The following is a 14,532-nucleotide window of genomic DNA, read 5'->3' as shown; positions in this document are numbered from 1 at the left end:
GGATTTTTTATTTTATTGAAATTTAATTATCTCACATTTCCCAAAATATCCGGGAAATATTTATCAGAAAGATGCTCAAACTCATCACCACGCATGAACATTGTAGCATCAACTTCTTCATAAGAATCTCTTCCTGCCGCTGCAATCAATTCATTACAGGTGTGTAATGTATTTTTGTGAAAATGGTACACTCTTTCAGCTTTATCCGTCACATCAAGACCTTTGATCAGCATCTTATCCTGTGTTGCAACGCCTGTCGGACAATTGTTGTTATTACATCTCAAAGCCTGAATACAACCTAAAGAAAACATAAACCCTCTCGCATTATTGCACATATCGGCTCCCATTGCAACTGCTCTCAAAATATCTAAACTTGTCAGAACTTTTCCGCTGGCAATCACTCTCAGCTTATTTCTGACATTATAATTCTTCAATGTTTTATTTACAAAAATCAAAGCTGGTTCCAGAGGCATTCCTACTCCATCAGAAAATTCGGGCGGTGCGGCTCCCGTTCCTCCTTCAGCTCCGTCAATGGTTATGAAATCAGGATAAATCTTCAGAACGTTCATCTGAACGCAGATATCTTCAAACTCTTTCGTATCACCAATACAAAGCTTAAAACCAACCGGTTTTCCACCAGAAAGCTCTCTTAAGTGGTGTACAAATCTCAACAAACCTGCTGCATCAGAAAAAGATGAATGTGATGGCGGAGAAACAATCGTTAAACCTGGTTGTACGTGACGTATTTTTGCAATTTCCGGAGTATTTTTCACCCCGGGTAAAACTCCGCCGTGACCTGGTTTTGCACCCTGAGATAATTTAATCTCAACCATTTTTACGTTGGGAAGATTTGAATATTTTGTGAATAATTCCGGATTAAATTTTCCTTCATCATCTCTACATCCGAAATATCCGGTTCCGATTTGCCAACAAAGATCTCCTCCTTCCAAATGATGGGGAGAAATTCCACCTTCACCTGTATTATGATAGAAATTTCCTTTTTTTGCACCTCTGTTTAAAGAAATCTGAGCTCTGTCACTCAACGCACCAAAGCTCATTGCCGAAATATTAAATAACGAAGCATGATAAGGCTGCGAACATTGTTCACCTCCTACCCAAACTCGCGGAAGTTCTTCCTTCGGAGATTTGGCATAAATAGAATGTTTGATCCCTTCATACTTTCTGTGATTAACCTCTAACTGGGTTCCGAAAGGCACAGTATCACTCAGGTTTTTTGAACGTCTGTACACTGCAGAACGCTGATTTCTTGGAAATGGTTTCCCGTCTGTTTCTCTTTCGATAAAATACTGCTGCATTTCAGGAGAAATATCTTCAAAAAAATATCTGAAATATCCTAAAACAGGGAAATTTCTGAGAATTGCGTGTTTGGTTTGATATGTATTATAAACCCCTAATGCATAAATTGCCGTTAAAAGGATCGGAATCCAATAATGTGCTCTGATCAGCAATGCAACGATCCACGTTACAATGACCAACACAATTCCCCAAGATAAAAATTTATCTCTCATAAGAATGTAGATTTAAAAAAGTTAAAAATAAATTTAGTGGAAATAAAGCAAACAGACTATGCTTTTGCTAAAAAACTTTCGTAAGACGATTGCACAGAAACCGTGCCATCTGACAGTATTTTTTCTAAATTCAGAAATTCAATCTGATTGACAGAAGATTGATCAAAATCTTTTTGTACCCTCACGTAATTTTCTGTGAAGCCAAACATTTTTCCTTCTTTATTTTCGTGCTCCCAAAGTACGGGAAGTGTCTGCCCGAGCTGAGTCTGATAGAATGCCATTTTCTTTTTCTCAGAAAGAATTCTCAGCATTTTGTTGCGTCTTTTTCTCTCAGGAATCGGTACTGCTCCATCCATTTCGGCAGCTTCCGTATTTTCTCTTTCAGAATAGGTAAAAACGTGCAGATAACTGATAGGAAGCTCGTTCAGGAAATTATAGGTTTCCATGAACAGTTCTTCGGTTTCTCTCGGAAATCCAACGATGACATCAACGCCAATCGCTGCATGAGGCATCACTTCACGGATTTTATTGACTCTGTCTCTATATAATTTGGTTAAATAACGACGTTTCATTTTTTTCAACAAATCATCGCTCCCCGATTGCAAAGGAATATGAAAATGCGGAACAAAACTCTTACTTTTAGAAACCAGTTCAATACTTTCATCCTTCAAAAGATTCGGTTCAATTGAAGAAATACGGATTCTTTCGATGCCCTCAACCTGATCGAGCTCTGAGATAAGATCTAAAAAGGTATGTTCGTGTCTTTTGTTTCCAAATTCACCTTTTCCGTAATCACCGATGTTTACACCGGTAAGAACGATCTCTTTAATGTCTCTCTGAGCAATTTCTTTAGCATTTTTTAAAACATTTTCGATAGTATCTGAACGCGAAATCCCTCTTGCTAAAGGAATCGTACAGTAAGTACATTTGTAATCGCAACCATCCTGAACTTTCAGAAAAGCCCTGGTTCTGTCACCAATAGAATAGCTTCCTATGAAAAAGTCAGTTTCTTCGATTTCGCAGGAGTGAACAATACCTTCATTTTCAGATTTTTCCAAATCATCAAGATAACTCAGAATATTGAATTTTTCTTTGGCTCCAAGAACCAAATCAACACCATTAATTTGTGAAATTTCTTCCGGTTTCAACTGTGCATAACATCCGACAATCACCACCAAACCTTCAGGATTTGCTTTCATGGCTCTTTTTACGTGAAGTTTACATTCGCGGTCTGCATTTTCTGTTACCGAACAGGTATTGATGACATAAACATCTGCTTTATCATCAAAACTCACCTTATCATAACCTGCATCTGTTAATTGACGGGCAATAGTAGATGTTTCTGCAAAATTTAATTTGCAGCCAAGGGTATGAAATGCGGCAGTTCTGTGAAAATGAGACATTTATTATTACTGAATTTTAATGGGTGCAAAGATAATAATTTAAATATGAATACTAAATTGATTCGGTCTATAGTTTGTAATCGTCTCGCAGTTCCTGACTTTTCGCAAAGCAAACGGAAGAAGAATTCTGAATTTCAACCTCATCATTCTTCTGTAAATCTTCAATACACTGCTCTCTGATATTCCAGATTTCTTCTAAATTATAAGGAATCTTTTCTTCAACAATCCATTGCTTTAAAAAATCTTTGTGAAATAAAATTTTCTCTGCGAAAATTTGATCATACTCTATTTCTTTTTTAATTAAAATCTTGTTCCGGAATTGTCTGTAATCCGAATCAGGTTTAGTAAAATCAAAATATTCATTTTTAATTTTGAGATAATTGTGTGCTTCGGGAATATAATTTAAATGATATTTTCCCAGCGTTTTCTTGATTTTAAAAGTATAATCAGTATTCATTTTAAAAATACCGAGAATCAACTTTACTTCAGGATGATTATTTCCAAGTGCCAATTTTCTTAAAACTGCGTGTTTTGTACTGCAGGTTCCGGCTAATTCATCGAAAACACATTTGATATTACTTTTGTTTAAATTTCGTTTATAAGGTAATTCGGAAATGTATTTACAAGCTGAGGAAAAATCAGTAATCTTTTGACTTAGAAACTGATCAGAAATAATTCCTTTATGTTGAAGAATTGAGAAGTTTTTCATTCTTTTACTTTAATTGTATTAAAAACCCGATTATTAACCCTACATTTCCCTGATCGAATTTAAATCCAAGTTAACAAATTCCCCGTATATAAAGATAAAAGAAGTAATTTATGGTGTGCAAAATCAGTGATTTTATGAAAGATTTAAATTCTCTGAAAATTGATCAGCTGGAAAAGTGGTTTATTGACGAAAGCATAATCTGGATTCCACCTTCAAAAGAAATTTCAGGCAAAAACAGAATTTTAGCTTTATTCCGGGCTATTTTCAGGCGTTATGAGAAAATTGAATGGCATGTTTCGGAGATTTTTCACTTAGGGAATGAGAAATACTTTTATCAGACAACATCAATCGGAAACATGCCGGGATCGGGTGAATATGAAAATAACATCTGTACGATCGTTCAGTTTTCAGAACATGGTAAAATCATCTATCTTTCTGATTATTTTAAAGATACTAAAATTTTCAACTAAAAAGACCACCTTTCTCAAGATGGTCTTTTTTCTGTATTTATAACTTCTTATTCTCTATTTTTAACCATTACCCAACCTGTATATTTGAATAATGTGTTCTTTTGGTCATTCTCATTCCATGTTACAGAGTACCAATAATTTCCGGTAGGAACTTTTTTGTTTCCTGTAGTTCCGTCCCATTTAAAATTATTGAATTTATCTGCCTGGAAAATTTTATTTCCGTAACGGTCAAAGATATTGAATACCAAATTCTGTTTATTGGCTAATGCAGAATAATCAATGACATCATTTACTCCGTCTCCGTTTGGCGTGATTACGTTAATTAAATTAGGCACCACAATATCTACCTTAATCGGTTCACAATCATAAGCATCTTTCACATAGATCACATGATCACCTCTTGTGATGTTTGTAAAGACATTAGAATCCTGCCAGTTGACATTATCCATAGAATATTTATACGGTGCTTTACCCCCGTTAACATTAACAGTAACTGTAGTATTCGAAATATCAATACTTGAAACAACCGGTTGCTCAGAAGCATATACTTTTACCGTCTGATAAGAAATACATTCGCCAGTTTTTAACTTCACCCAATAATTACCAACTCCAACATCAGAAATTGTTTGTGTAGTTGCACCCGTACTCCATTCATATCCGTCAAATCCTGCACCCGCATCAAGAAAGGTCTTATCTTCGATACAGATGATTTTATCTTTTAAAACAGAAGAATAAACAGGAGGAATTACCTGCAAAGTGATTTTTGCAATAGCATAACATCCGTTTTCATTAAAAACCTTTACATAAACCACTCCATTTGGAGAAACGTATGCTGCAGCCATTGTAGCTGGTATTTCATTAGTTCCGCCGATTGCATCCTGTACTGATTTATAATATTTTTTTGTAGTTCCTGTTTGCAATGTAACATTTGCAGTAGTAAGATCAAAAGATGCAGTTACCAAATTTTCCTGCAATGCACAAAAACGTAAAACAGCATCATTTACAACCACTTCAGGATAAAAACTCAAGGTAATCGCCGCCGAATCTGAGCAACCTTCAGATGTGGTCACAAGAGCATAAACCACTCCCGGTGCAGAAACATACTGTGTAGGATTGGTAATTTGTGCAGTTCCGGCATTCAGGTTTGCCATAGTCGGATAATATTTTATGGTAATATTAGAACCAGTAAAAACATTAGCTGAATTTAAATTGAAAGTTGCCGTACCTGCTTTATTATTATTACAGGCAAATATAGTTTTGTCAAGAGCCGTAATATTTCCTTGTTTAAATTTGAACGGACCAATCTGACGGCAAAAGTTGATCGGATTATTTGGATTGACAGGATCCTGATAATGAATACTGTAATAATAAATTGTTGTCGTGTTTACAGTAATCGGAGCTGTAATAGGACTGGTTCCGGCAAGTGCATCATTCTGAGTAGTGTGATAAGAAACAATAAAATTAGGATTACCATTCAAGATTCCTGCTGTAAGCGTACTGAAATCAAAAACTGCAGGACTTACACAAATCAAAACTTCTCTCGGATCTGCGGGATTTGCTGCAGGTAATCCCGGCGGAGTAAACGCATTAGGTTGCAAAGCAGGATCAGTAAACGGAGAAGCCAATGTTGCCGTTCCGCCCCAAGTCAGAGAAAACGGTGCCGTAACTGAGCTTCCTGCACCAACCCAGTTATCAATGTATAAATAATAGGTTTGACCTGCCAAAACATCCATATACTGACAATATGGTGTAGCAGATCCTCCCGGAGCATTAGTTATTGTACTGGTCATATTTAGACCGGTAGATGCCCCGACTCCAATGACCGTTGCAGCATTACAGCGTATTGGTGAACCTAAAGTTCCACAAGTTACATTAGGACCATACACTGCCCAGTCATAATCTGCATCAGGATCGTTGGGAACCAAATTAAAAGTTAGAGTTCCGCTTGTAGCAATAGTCAGTTTGTACCAAATAGAATTGTGCTCTCCGGAGATCAGACAACCTCCTAAAGATTCGTTTACAGAACCAATTCCTGTAGGATTGTACGTAATACTTGAATTTCCACAAACCGACAATGCAGTAGAGCAGTCTGCCTGAGAAAAGAAAGTTTGAGAGATCAGGAAAATAAGCAGGAGTAAAGTTTTTTTCATATCAGATTGGTTATTAAGGTTTAAACTTTATCAAATATAATGAAATTTAATTATAATCACCAAATAATGACAAAAACAAAATATTTAACACAAAAAATATTATTTATTTAAATATTCTATATTAAATATTCAAAAATCACTTAATACTCGTCATATTCCCACAAAGATTTTCAAGGTGGAAAATTTTATGAAAAGGACTTTTGACTTCCTTCAAATGTTCCTTATCCTGGATAAAAGTGTAACGCGATGCCAGAGAATTCATATCTGAAACAATAACCAGCCAACATTCATCAACAGATCTGTCATAGTAAGGAAATTTCTCATTCTTTTTTTCTATCAATTCTAAAATTTTCTCAGAGCAGAGCTCATCAAAGAGATTCATGTTGTATTCGTGAGTGATAAAAACATTTCTGCGATGAGAAGATTTTCTAATGCTTTTCACGCATCCGAATGCTTTATTTTTTTTAATGCTTTTATAGATATTTAGAATAATTTCCTGTTGCTGTTCAGGAGTATCAAATTTTAAGTGGGCGTGAAAAGACAAAAAATAAACACCACGATATTTCGTGGTGTCTTCATGTTCTAACAATATTTCTGCCTGACGGAAAATTTTATTCAAATTGCTCTCAACTTTTTTCATTTCAAGATGATTGATCACTTCGGTCAATTCTATTCCAATTTTTTTGTCGTTGAATTTTGCGATGAAGTCGGGGCTTTCGCAGGTGAGATTCTCAAAGGTCACTTCAGGAAAATGGTGCATGAAAGAATTCAGCAATAAAATTTCAGCTTTTTTCTTGTATTTTTCTCTGTCGTGGAGAGGTGATGCATCGATTGTACGATGATATTTCTCCATTGGCTTTTTCTTCAAATGTCGGTTGAGGTAATATAAACTTAGATTTTTAATCAAATCTTCCTCTGAGAATAATTTTTTCATGAAGTGATTTTTAATTATTAAAGAATACTCTGAAACCCCCGTTTCAATATTGAAGTTTTTGATTATCAAAAATTTACATTTAAAGATAGTTAAAAAAACTATTCGATAGATTGTTTTAAAAATAATTTATCATATAATTAATGTAAAGTTTATTTTCTTAATTAATACCTTTACCCTTTTAAACACAAAACTGAATCTTTTATGGATTTTAAAAATTTTAAAATACCTTACAGCGTTAACGAAAAATACACTAAAAAAGTAGCCTATTTTTCTATGGAGTTTGCCATAGAGCAGGTGCTTAAAATATATTCCGGTGGCCTGGGATTTTTGGCGGGCTCACATATGAGAAGCGCTTACAATCTGAAGCAGGATTTAATAGGAATCGGAATTCTCTGGAAATTCGGTTATTACGATCAGGCGAGAAACCACGATCAGACCTTACAGCCAACGTGGACAAGAAAAATGTACAGTTTTCTCGAAGATACGGGAATAAAATTCCAGATCGAAATTCACAGTGCGCCGGTTTGGGTAAAAGTATGGTATCTTGATCCTGAAATTTTCCATACCGCACCGATGTTTTTCCTTTCTACAGATGTTCCGGAAAATGATCATGTCTCAAAAACAATTTGCCACAAATTATATGATGCCAATGAATCTACAAAACTGGCGCAATATATTTTATTAGGAAAAGGTGGCGCAAAACTTCTTGACGAGATGAATATCGAAAGAGAAGTTTATCACCTTAATGAAGCACACGGGCTTCCTGCAGCATTTTATTTATTGAAAAAATTTAACGGAAATCTTCAGAAAGTAAAAGAAAAGCTAGTTTTCACAACCCATACTCCGGAAGAAGCCGGAAACGAAAAACATAACCTGAGATTGTGTTACGATATGTCTTATTTTTCGGGCTTAAGCATGGAAGAAGCCAAAAAGCTGGAAGGTTCGGACGGAGAATTGTTTAATCATTCTCTCTGTGCATTGAAAATGGCAAGAATTGCAAACGCAGTTTCTCAACTTCACGGTGTTGTTTCGAGAGCAATGTGGAGCAAATATCCCGGAATTTGTGAAATCAAATCAATTACCAATGCTCAGGAATTCAAATATTGGGGTGATAAAGAACTTTATATTGCCAAAGACGAAAATAACGATACTATTTTTGATTACCGCAAAAAACTTTTAAAGAAAAGATTGTTTAAAATCGTTGCAGACCAAACCGGAAATTTATTTGATCCGAATATTTTCACTATTGTCTGGGCGAGAAGATTTGCAGGATATAAACGTGCAGATTTATTACTGCATGACAAAGACCGTTTTTACAAACTTTTAAACAATCCGAAATATCCTGTACAAATTATTTGGGCCGGAAAGCCTTATCCTATGGATTATTCGTCGATCTCAACCTTTAATACCCTTGTTGAGGAAAGTAAAAATCATAAAAATATGGCGGTTCTCACGGGATATGAATTGTCTTTAAGCAAATCTTTAAAGCAAGGTTCAGATCTTTGGTTAAACAATCCGAGAGTTCCGAGAGAAGCTTCGGGAACATCAGGAATGTCTGCTGCGATGAATGGATCTGTCAATCTTTCAACCGATGACGGCTGGATTCCTGAGTTTGCAAAGCCTGGTGAAAATTCTTTCGTAGTACCGAAGTGTGATTACGAAAACATGAGCATCTACGAGCAAGATAATTATGATCTGAATACATTATACGAAATCCTTGAGAATGAAATTCTTCCATTATATTATGATCAACCTAAAAAATGGAGAAAAATACAGCAAAATGCAATGAATGATGTGAAAGATCAATTCAACAGCGACAGAATGGCTGATGAGTATTATGAGATACTTTACAATCAGAACAAGTAAAAAAAATAAAACCGTTCGTGACAATTCACGAACGGTTTTTATTTAAGATTAATCTTTTTTCTTCTTTTCCTTAGGTACTTTCAGACCTTTTTCACGGGCTTCAGATATTCCAATGGCAACTGCCTGTGTTTTATCTGTGACTTTCTCGCCGGAAGATGATTTAAGCTTTCCTTCTTTGAATTCTTCCATCACCTTCCCGACTTTTTCCTGAGCTTTTTCTGAATATTTTGCTTTGCTCATCATCTTGATTTTTTAAGATTTGGATATCGAAACTCCTATTTCGTAAACATGTGCATGCTTGAGATACTTTGAACGTTCTCTTGACGTCACAGATTCAAATTGATCATTCTTCAGAACAACGATAGGATCTTCAGCATTTTCAATTTCAAAATTTGCTAAATATCTTTCATCAGGTGGTGATTGCTGCAGTTTTGCTTTGATCTTCTGCAATTCGTCTGCATACTGTTTAAAACCGGGATCAGAAGAATGAATAAATTTATACTCATCACCAGCATCTACAAAATAATGTAACTTTTTTTCAACCAGTCCTGCTTCGGTTGTAATTTGGGGATTATCATTTCCGTCTTTAAAACCTACTTCCACCACAGTTCCGCCCTCTCTGCCTGCATAGTCTTCTGCGTCCTTAAAGGTAGAAAATCCTGTATATATTGTTTGGTTTTCGAGCTGGTACTTGTTAAGTTTCTTGTTGTTTGCCTGCGTTTCCATAATTATCATTTTAATGTAAGAGAATAGCTTCAATTTTTTTGCCAAACCTTTATATTCTACAATAATCTTATCAAAAACAACATTTATTCACGAGTAATTTCCGTACTTATTATTTTGCTTTATTAAAACATTCAAAAAGCGGATAGAATTTTTCTGTCAGCTTTTTTTTATAAAATCACTATATTTGAAAACTTACGATATTTCTATTTTTGAAAATGAAAAAACTCTTACTTACGCTTACGATTGTTGCTGCACTTCACAACATTTCAGCACAGGAAATCACTCTAGATAAAATATATTCGGGATATTACCGCGGAAAAGGAATTGCCGGAATCACCTCAATGAAAAACGGTGAAAATTATCTTGTCATCGAACAAGATGGAATTGCAAAATATTCTTATAAAACTTCCCAGAAAGAAGGAAATCTGGTTGACGGAAATTTCGAAAGCTACGAGTTTTCTGATGATGAGTCTAAAATTCTTTTGTTAAAACAAAGTCAGCCGATTTACAGACATTCTTTCTTAGGTGTTTACGACATTAAAGATTTAAAATCTGGAAAAACAACCAGTCTGAATGAAGGAAAACCTGTTCAGGAGCCGAGATTTTCACCTGATGCAACCAAAGTTTCCTTTATCGTTGATAATAATTTATTTTATCAGGATTTAAATTCAGGAAAGATCACTCAGATTACAGAACACGGTATCAAAAACAAAGTACTCAATGGTTTGGCAGACTGGGTTTACGAAGAAGAGTTTGGTCATGCAAGATTGTATGAATGGACGAAAAATTCAGCTGACATTCTGTTCGTGAAATTGGTAGAAACCGATGTTCCGGAAATTTACATTCCGATCTATGAAAAATCTTTGTACCCGACAGAAATGCGCTATAAATATCCGAAAGCAGGGGAAAAAAACTCTGTTGCAACGGCACATATTTATCATTTGGCAGATGGAAAAAAGACTAAGGTCAATTTAGATCAATTTAAAAACTACTACATTCCAAACGTTATTCAGACTTCAAATCCTGATGAAATTGTTTTGATTACTTCACAGAGAACACAAAATGCTTCAGATGTTTTGAAAGTAAATACAAAAACTGGAGAAGCAACAAAACTGTTCACAGAAACTGACGATAAATGGATCGATACAGATAATGTAACTCTTGAATTTTTGGAAGACAACTCTTTCCTTTGGGCATCTGAAAGAGACGGCTTCCGTCATTTATATTGGTATAACAAAGACGGCAAACTAAAAAAACAGATTACAAAAGGAAACTGGGAAGTAACAGATTATTACGGTTACAATCCTAAATCTAAAGAAATTTACGTTCAGACCACAGAAAAAGGAAGCATCAACAAAGTAGTTTCTAAAATCAATATTGAAAACGGAAAGGCTCAGTTAATTTCTAATGCAGAGGGAAATAACTCCGCAAATTTCAGTAAAAATTACAATTATTTTATTGAAACTTCTTCTACTGTTGCAAAACCATACACTTTTGTTCTGAAAGACGGATCAGGAAAGACTTTGAAAGAGCTTCAGAATAACAATGATCAGTTGAAAAAACTTCAGGCTGATAATTTTACAGTAAAAGAATTTATCACGATTCCAAACGGAGCCGGAGATCAGATGAATGCATGGATTATTAAGCCGAAAAACTTTGATCCGAAGAAGAAATATCCATTATTTATGTTCCAATATTCAGGACCGGGATCTCAACAGGTTTCAAATTCTTGGGATAATGGAAATGCTCTTTGGTTTGAAATGTTGGCTCAGAAAGGTTACATCGTAGCTTGTGTTGATGGTCGCGGAACAGGTTTTAAAGGAGCTAAATTTAAGAAAGTAACGTATAAAAATTTAGGAAAATACGAAATCGAAGATCAGATTACCGCTGCAAAATGGTTGGGAACTCAATCTTACATCGACAAAAGTAGAATAGGAATTTTCGGATGGAGTTTCGGAGGTTATATGGCGAGTTTGGCAATGACGAAAGGCGCTGATGTTTTCAAAGCAGGAATTGCTGTTGCACCAGTTACCAACTGGAGATATTATGATTCAGTTTATACAGAAAGATTTTTGTTAACACCACAGGAAAATCCGGCTGGCTATGATGACAATTCACCGACAACTTATGCCAATTTGTTGAAAGGTAAATTCTTATTAATCCATGGAACTGCCGATGACAACGTACATTTCCAGAATTCTATGGAGTTTTCTGAAGCTTTGATTCAAAACAAAAAACAGTTTGAATTTATGGCTTACCCGGATAAAAACCATGGAATTTATGGTGGACAAACCAGACCACAATTGTATCAGAAAATGACTGATTTTATTTTGGAGAATCTTTAGTTTTTCAGATATAAATAAAAATCCGAATCTCTTTATACGAGATTCGGATTTTTATTTTCTTTTTTTCCAATTTTCGGGATTTTTGGAAGTGTGAAAAACGGAATATATTTCTAATAAATTTTCCTCTTTATTATAAAAATAATGAATTCCATAAGGAAATTTTTTAAGGAAAATAATTCTGTTATCATCATATTTCAATTCTAAAGACAACGGATTTTCTTTAATGAAATTGATTTTCGAACGAAATTCTTTAATAAAATTATTCCACAGCTTTTTATCAATTTTCCTATCCCAATCATTAATTTCTCTTAAATCCTGTTTTACAAAGTGACTATATATTATTTTAATCTCCACTTTCTAAATCATTCAAATAGTTATTCATTTCGGATTCAGAAACAAAACTTTGAGGATTATTTTGAGCATAATCCATTCTTCTTCTTACTTCATTTTTTTGCCATTCGGGAACTTCATATTCCCTTTCTTTAAAATGTTTATATTTAAGAAAATCAATAAAATCATTGACTTCATTTAAAAATTCTTTCGGTAATGTTTCCAAATTACTTTGTATATCTTTTACTGTAATTTCCATTTTTGACACTTAATTTACTCAAAGTTAATAAAATTCGTTTATTATATTAAATATTTTATATTTGTGAAAATTGAAATTTGAATTATGAAGACTAAACATCCTAAAGGACTTCCCTATCTATTCTTCACAGAAATGTGGGAACGTTTCGGCTATTATCTCATTCTCGGAATTTTTGTACTGTACATGATCGACAGCGAAAAAGGAGGTTTGGCATTTGATGATAAAAATGCAGATGACATATTTGGAACTTTTATTGCCTTAACCTATCTGACTCCTTTCTTGGGCGGATTTTTAGCCGACAGAGTTTTAGGATATATCAAAGCAATCTACATTGGAGGTTTTTTAATGGGATTAGGTTATCTCGGAGTTGGTTTCTTTAAAGAATTGCCACTTTTCTATGCATCATTGGCTTTAATTATCATTGGAAACGGTTTTTTTAAACCAAGTATTTCTACATTATTAGGAAATTTATACAACGAAGAGCCTTATAAAGCCAATAAAGATGCTGGTTACAATATTTTCTACATGGGAATCAACATCGGAGCTTTTGTATGTAATATTATCGCTGCATTTATGCGTAATAAATACGGATGGGGTCCTGCATTTATGACAGCTGGTGTCGGGATGTTTGTTGGGCTTTTGGTTTTCACCATCGGAAGGCAACACATTCTTCAGGCAAATATTTTAAAACCCGCACAAGAAGGAGATACTAAAATTTCTGATGTTTTGGTAAAAGTCTTTTTACCTGCAATTATTTTCGGACTGATTGGATGGTTTATTCCAAATAATATTTTCGGAAGCGACAGTACAGATGCATTTATCTTTGCGTGTGTTCCGGTGATTTATTTCTATGTCATGCTCTATGTAAAAGCCAATGCCGAAGATAAAAAACCAATTGGTGCATTATTGGCAATTTTCGCAGTAAGCTTAATGTTCTGGGCAGTTTTCAAACAAAATGGAACTGCGTTAACACGTTGGGCAAATTATTATACAGACAGAACAGTTCCTTCATTAGAAAAACCTTTGGAAGCAATTTATCTGGTTGACAAAAAAGACTTTCAGGATAAGGAAGTTTCTGTTTATGATGACCAATATCAGGTTAAAAAAGATGCAAACGGAAAAGCTTTAAAAGAACAAGGAAAAGATATTTATTTTAGAAATATTTCTCAATCTGATCGCACAAAGCTAGAGGCAAATCCTACAGAGAAAGTAAATCTTTATAATACAGAATTATTTCAATCCATCAATCCGGGTTGGGTGATTGTACTGACGCCGGTTGTTGTAGCATTTTTCATGATGCTGCGCAGAAAAGGAAAAGAACCGAGCACACCATCAAAAATAGTTTTGGGATTATTTATTTCTGCATTATCATGTCTGGTAATGGTCGGTGCAGTTTATGCAGGACAAAACGGATTGATCAAAGTTTCAGCTTTATGGCTCGTTGCAGCTTACGGAGTCATAACTGTGGGTGAACTCTGCCTTTCTCCGATGGGATTATCTTTGGTTTCAAAACTTTCTCCACCAAGGTTAACTGCTTTGATGATGGGAGGTTTCTTCCTCTCGACCTCTATCGGAAATAAGCTTTCAGGAGTTTTAGCAAGTTTTTGGTACGATTATGATAATAAAGCCAATTTCTTTATTGTAAATTTTGGGTTGTTACTTTTAGCAACACTCTTAGGTTTATCAATTTTAAAAAGGTTAAATAAAATAATGAAAGAAAAAGGTGTAAGCTAATTTCTTTATGATTCAATAAAACAAAAGCTGTAGATTATTCTGCAGCTTTTTTGTTTAAAATAAAATTAAAACCTTGT

13 protein-coding genes are annotated in these 14,532 nt (G+C 34.6%); 4 read left to right on the top strand and 9 right to left on the bottom strand.

The features are described 5' to 3' along the window. Positions 1 to 26 precede the first annotated feature (26 nt). From K0R77_RS12150 to K0R77_RS12140, 3 genes are all read right to left on the bottom strand, one after another. Complete coding sequence (locus K0R77_RS12150; RefSeq protein WP_300352560.1) at positions 27 to 1,529, bottom strand: FMN-binding glutamate synthase family protein; 1,503 nt, start codon at positions 1,527 to 1,529, stop codon at positions 27 to 29. A 56-nt stretch (positions 1,530 to 1,585) separates the two neighbouring features. Next, on the bottom strand, positions 1,586 to 2,932 hold the full coding sequence (gene mtaB / locus K0R77_RS12145; RefSeq protein WP_300352558.1) for a tRNA (N(6)-L-threonylcarbamoyladenosine(37)-C(2))-methylthiotransferase MtaB: 1,347 nt from the start codon (positions 2,930 to 2,932) through the stop codon (positions 1,586 to 1,588). Between the two features lie 67 nt (positions 2,933 to 2,999). Further along, complete coding sequence (locus K0R77_RS12140; protein WP_300352556.1) at positions 3,000 to 3,641, bottom strand: hypothetical protein; 642 nt, start codon at positions 3,639 to 3,641, stop codon at positions 3,000 to 3,002. Positions 3,642 to 3,775: 134 nt separating this feature from the next. On the opposite strand from K0R77_RS12140, the gene K0R77_RS12135 reads away from it, so the two are divergent. Further along, positions 3,776 to 4,111 carry a nuclear transport factor 2 family protein gene (locus K0R77_RS12135; RefSeq protein ID WP_300352554.1) on the top strand — a complete coding sequence of 112 codons (336 nt, stop codon included), beginning with the start codon at positions 3,776 to 3,778 and terminating at the stop codon, positions 4,109 to 4,111. Between the two features lie 47 nt (positions 4,112 to 4,158). Here the strand turns inward: K0R77_RS12135 and K0R77_RS12130 are convergent, their stop codons facing one another. Beyond that, positions 4,159 to 6,261: a T9SS type B sorting domain-containing protein gene (locus K0R77_RS12130; protein WP_300352551.1), complete on the bottom strand. Its 2,103-nt coding sequence runs from the start codon at positions 6,259 to 6,261 to the stop codon at positions 4,159 to 4,161. A gap of 136 nt (positions 6,262 to 6,397) precedes the next feature. Then, positions 6,398 to 7,195, bottom strand: a complete 798-nt coding sequence (locus K0R77_RS12125; protein WP_300352548.1) for a hypothetical protein — start codon at positions 7,193 to 7,195, stop codon at positions 6,398 to 6,400. 201 nt (positions 7,196 to 7,396) lie between these two features. Between K0R77_RS12125 and glgP the strand changes: the two genes are divergently transcribed. Further along, entirely contained in the window at positions 7,397 to 9,061 is a 1,665-nt protein-coding gene (glgP, locus tag K0R77_RS12120; RefSeq protein WP_300352545.1) for an alpha-glucan family phosphorylase, read from the top strand. Between the two features lie 48 nt (positions 9,062 to 9,109). Here glgP and K0R77_RS12115 read toward each other — a convergent pair whose 3' ends face one another. Continuing rightward, positions 9,110 to 9,301, bottom strand: coding sequence for a DUF6496 domain-containing protein (locus K0R77_RS12115; protein ID WP_300352542.1), 192 nt, complete (start codon positions 9,299 to 9,301; stop codon positions 9,110 to 9,112). 12 nt (positions 9,302 to 9,313) lie between these two features. Continuing rightward, positions 9,314 to 9,787 carry a hypothetical protein gene (locus tag K0R77_RS12110; protein ID WP_300352540.1) on the bottom strand — a complete coding sequence of 158 codons (474 nt, stop codon included), beginning with the start codon at positions 9,785 to 9,787 and terminating at the stop codon, positions 9,314 to 9,316. Positions 9,788 to 10,002: 215 nt separating this feature from the next. Here K0R77_RS12110 and K0R77_RS12105 point away from each other — a divergent pair, with 215 nt between their 5' ends. Then, positions 10,003 to 12,132 carry a S9 family peptidase gene (locus K0R77_RS12105; RefSeq protein WP_300352538.1) on the top strand — a complete coding sequence of 710 codons (2,130 nt, stop codon included), beginning with the start codon at positions 10,003 to 10,005 and terminating at the stop codon, positions 12,130 to 12,132. A gap of 51 nt (positions 12,133 to 12,183) precedes the next feature. Here the strand turns inward: K0R77_RS12105 and K0R77_RS17185 are convergent, their stop codons facing one another. Both K0R77_RS17185 and K0R77_RS12100 read right to left on the bottom strand, forming a co-directional pair. Then, a complete protein-coding gene (locus K0R77_RS17185; RefSeq protein WP_367182739.1) occupies positions 12,184 to 12,486 on the bottom strand; it encodes a type II toxin-antitoxin system RelE/ParE family toxin in 303 nt (100 codons plus the stop codon). Next, positions 12,476 to 12,721, bottom strand: coding sequence for a hypothetical protein (locus K0R77_RS12100; RefSeq protein WP_300352536.1), 246 nt, complete (start codon positions 12,719 to 12,721; stop codon positions 12,476 to 12,478). The genes K0R77_RS17185 and K0R77_RS12100 overlap by 11 nt, the downstream gene beginning before the upstream one ends. Before the next feature lie 84 nt (positions 12,722 to 12,805). On the opposite strand from K0R77_RS12100, the gene K0R77_RS12095 reads away from it, so the two are divergent. Then, positions 12,806 to 14,455, top strand: coding sequence for a peptide MFS transporter (locus K0R77_RS12095; protein WP_300352534.1), 1,650 nt, complete (start codon positions 12,806 to 12,808; stop codon positions 14,453 to 14,455). Positions 14,456 to 14,532 lie beyond the last annotated feature (77 nt).

Origin of the sequence: Chryseobacterium sp. (genome assembly GCF_029240215.1) — a bacterium.
In the GTDB taxonomy this organism is placed as follows: domain Bacteria; phylum Bacteroidota; class Bacteroidia; order Flavobacteriales; family Weeksellaceae; genus Chryseobacterium.
This window is presented reverse-complemented; position numbering and strand designations above follow the sequence as displayed.

Coding starts and splice junctions, on each gene's coding strand:
- K0R77_RS12125 (WP_300352548.1), bottom strand. CDS start 7,195: ATGAAAAAATTATTCTCAGAGGAAGATTTGATTAAAAATCTAAGTTTA.
- K0R77_RS12150 (WP_300352560.1), bottom strand. CDS start 1,529: ATGAGAGATAAATTTTTATCTTGGGGAATTGTGTTGGTCATTGTAACG.
- K0R77_RS12135 (WP_300352554.1), top strand. CDS start 3,776: ATGAAAGATTTAAATTCTCTGAAAATTGATCAGCTGGAAAAGTGGTTT.
- K0R77_RS12140 (WP_300352556.1), bottom strand. CDS start 3,641: ATGAAAAACTTCTCAATTCTTCAACATAAAGGAATTATTTCTGATCAG.
- mtaB (WP_300352558.1), bottom strand. CDS start 2,932: ATGTCTCATTTTCACAGAACTGCCGCATTTCATACCCTTGGCTGCAAA.
- K0R77_RS12100 (WP_300352536.1), bottom strand. CDS start 12,721: ATGGAAATTACAGTAAAAGATATACAAAGTAATTTGGAAACATTACCG.
- glgP (WP_300352545.1), top strand. CDS start 7,397: ATGGATTTTAAAAATTTTAAAATACCTTACAGCGTTAACGAAAAATAC.
- K0R77_RS12115 (WP_300352542.1), bottom strand. CDS start 9,301: ATGAGCAAAGCAAAATATTCAGAAAAAGCTCAGGAAAAAGTCGGGAAG.
- K0R77_RS12105 (WP_300352538.1), top strand. CDS start 10,003: ATGAAAAAACTCTTACTTACGCTTACGATTGTTGCTGCACTTCACAAC.
- K0R77_RS12130 (WP_300352551.1), bottom strand. CDS start 6,261: ATGAAAAAAACTTTACTCCTGCTTATTTTCCTGATCTCTCAAACTTTC.
- K0R77_RS12110 (WP_300352540.1), bottom strand. CDS start 9,787: ATGGAAACGCAGGCAAACAACAAGAAACTTAACAAGTACCAGCTCGAA.
- K0R77_RS12095 (WP_300352534.1), top strand. CDS start 12,806: ATGAAGACTAAACATCCTAAAGGACTTCCCTATCTATTCTTCACAGAA.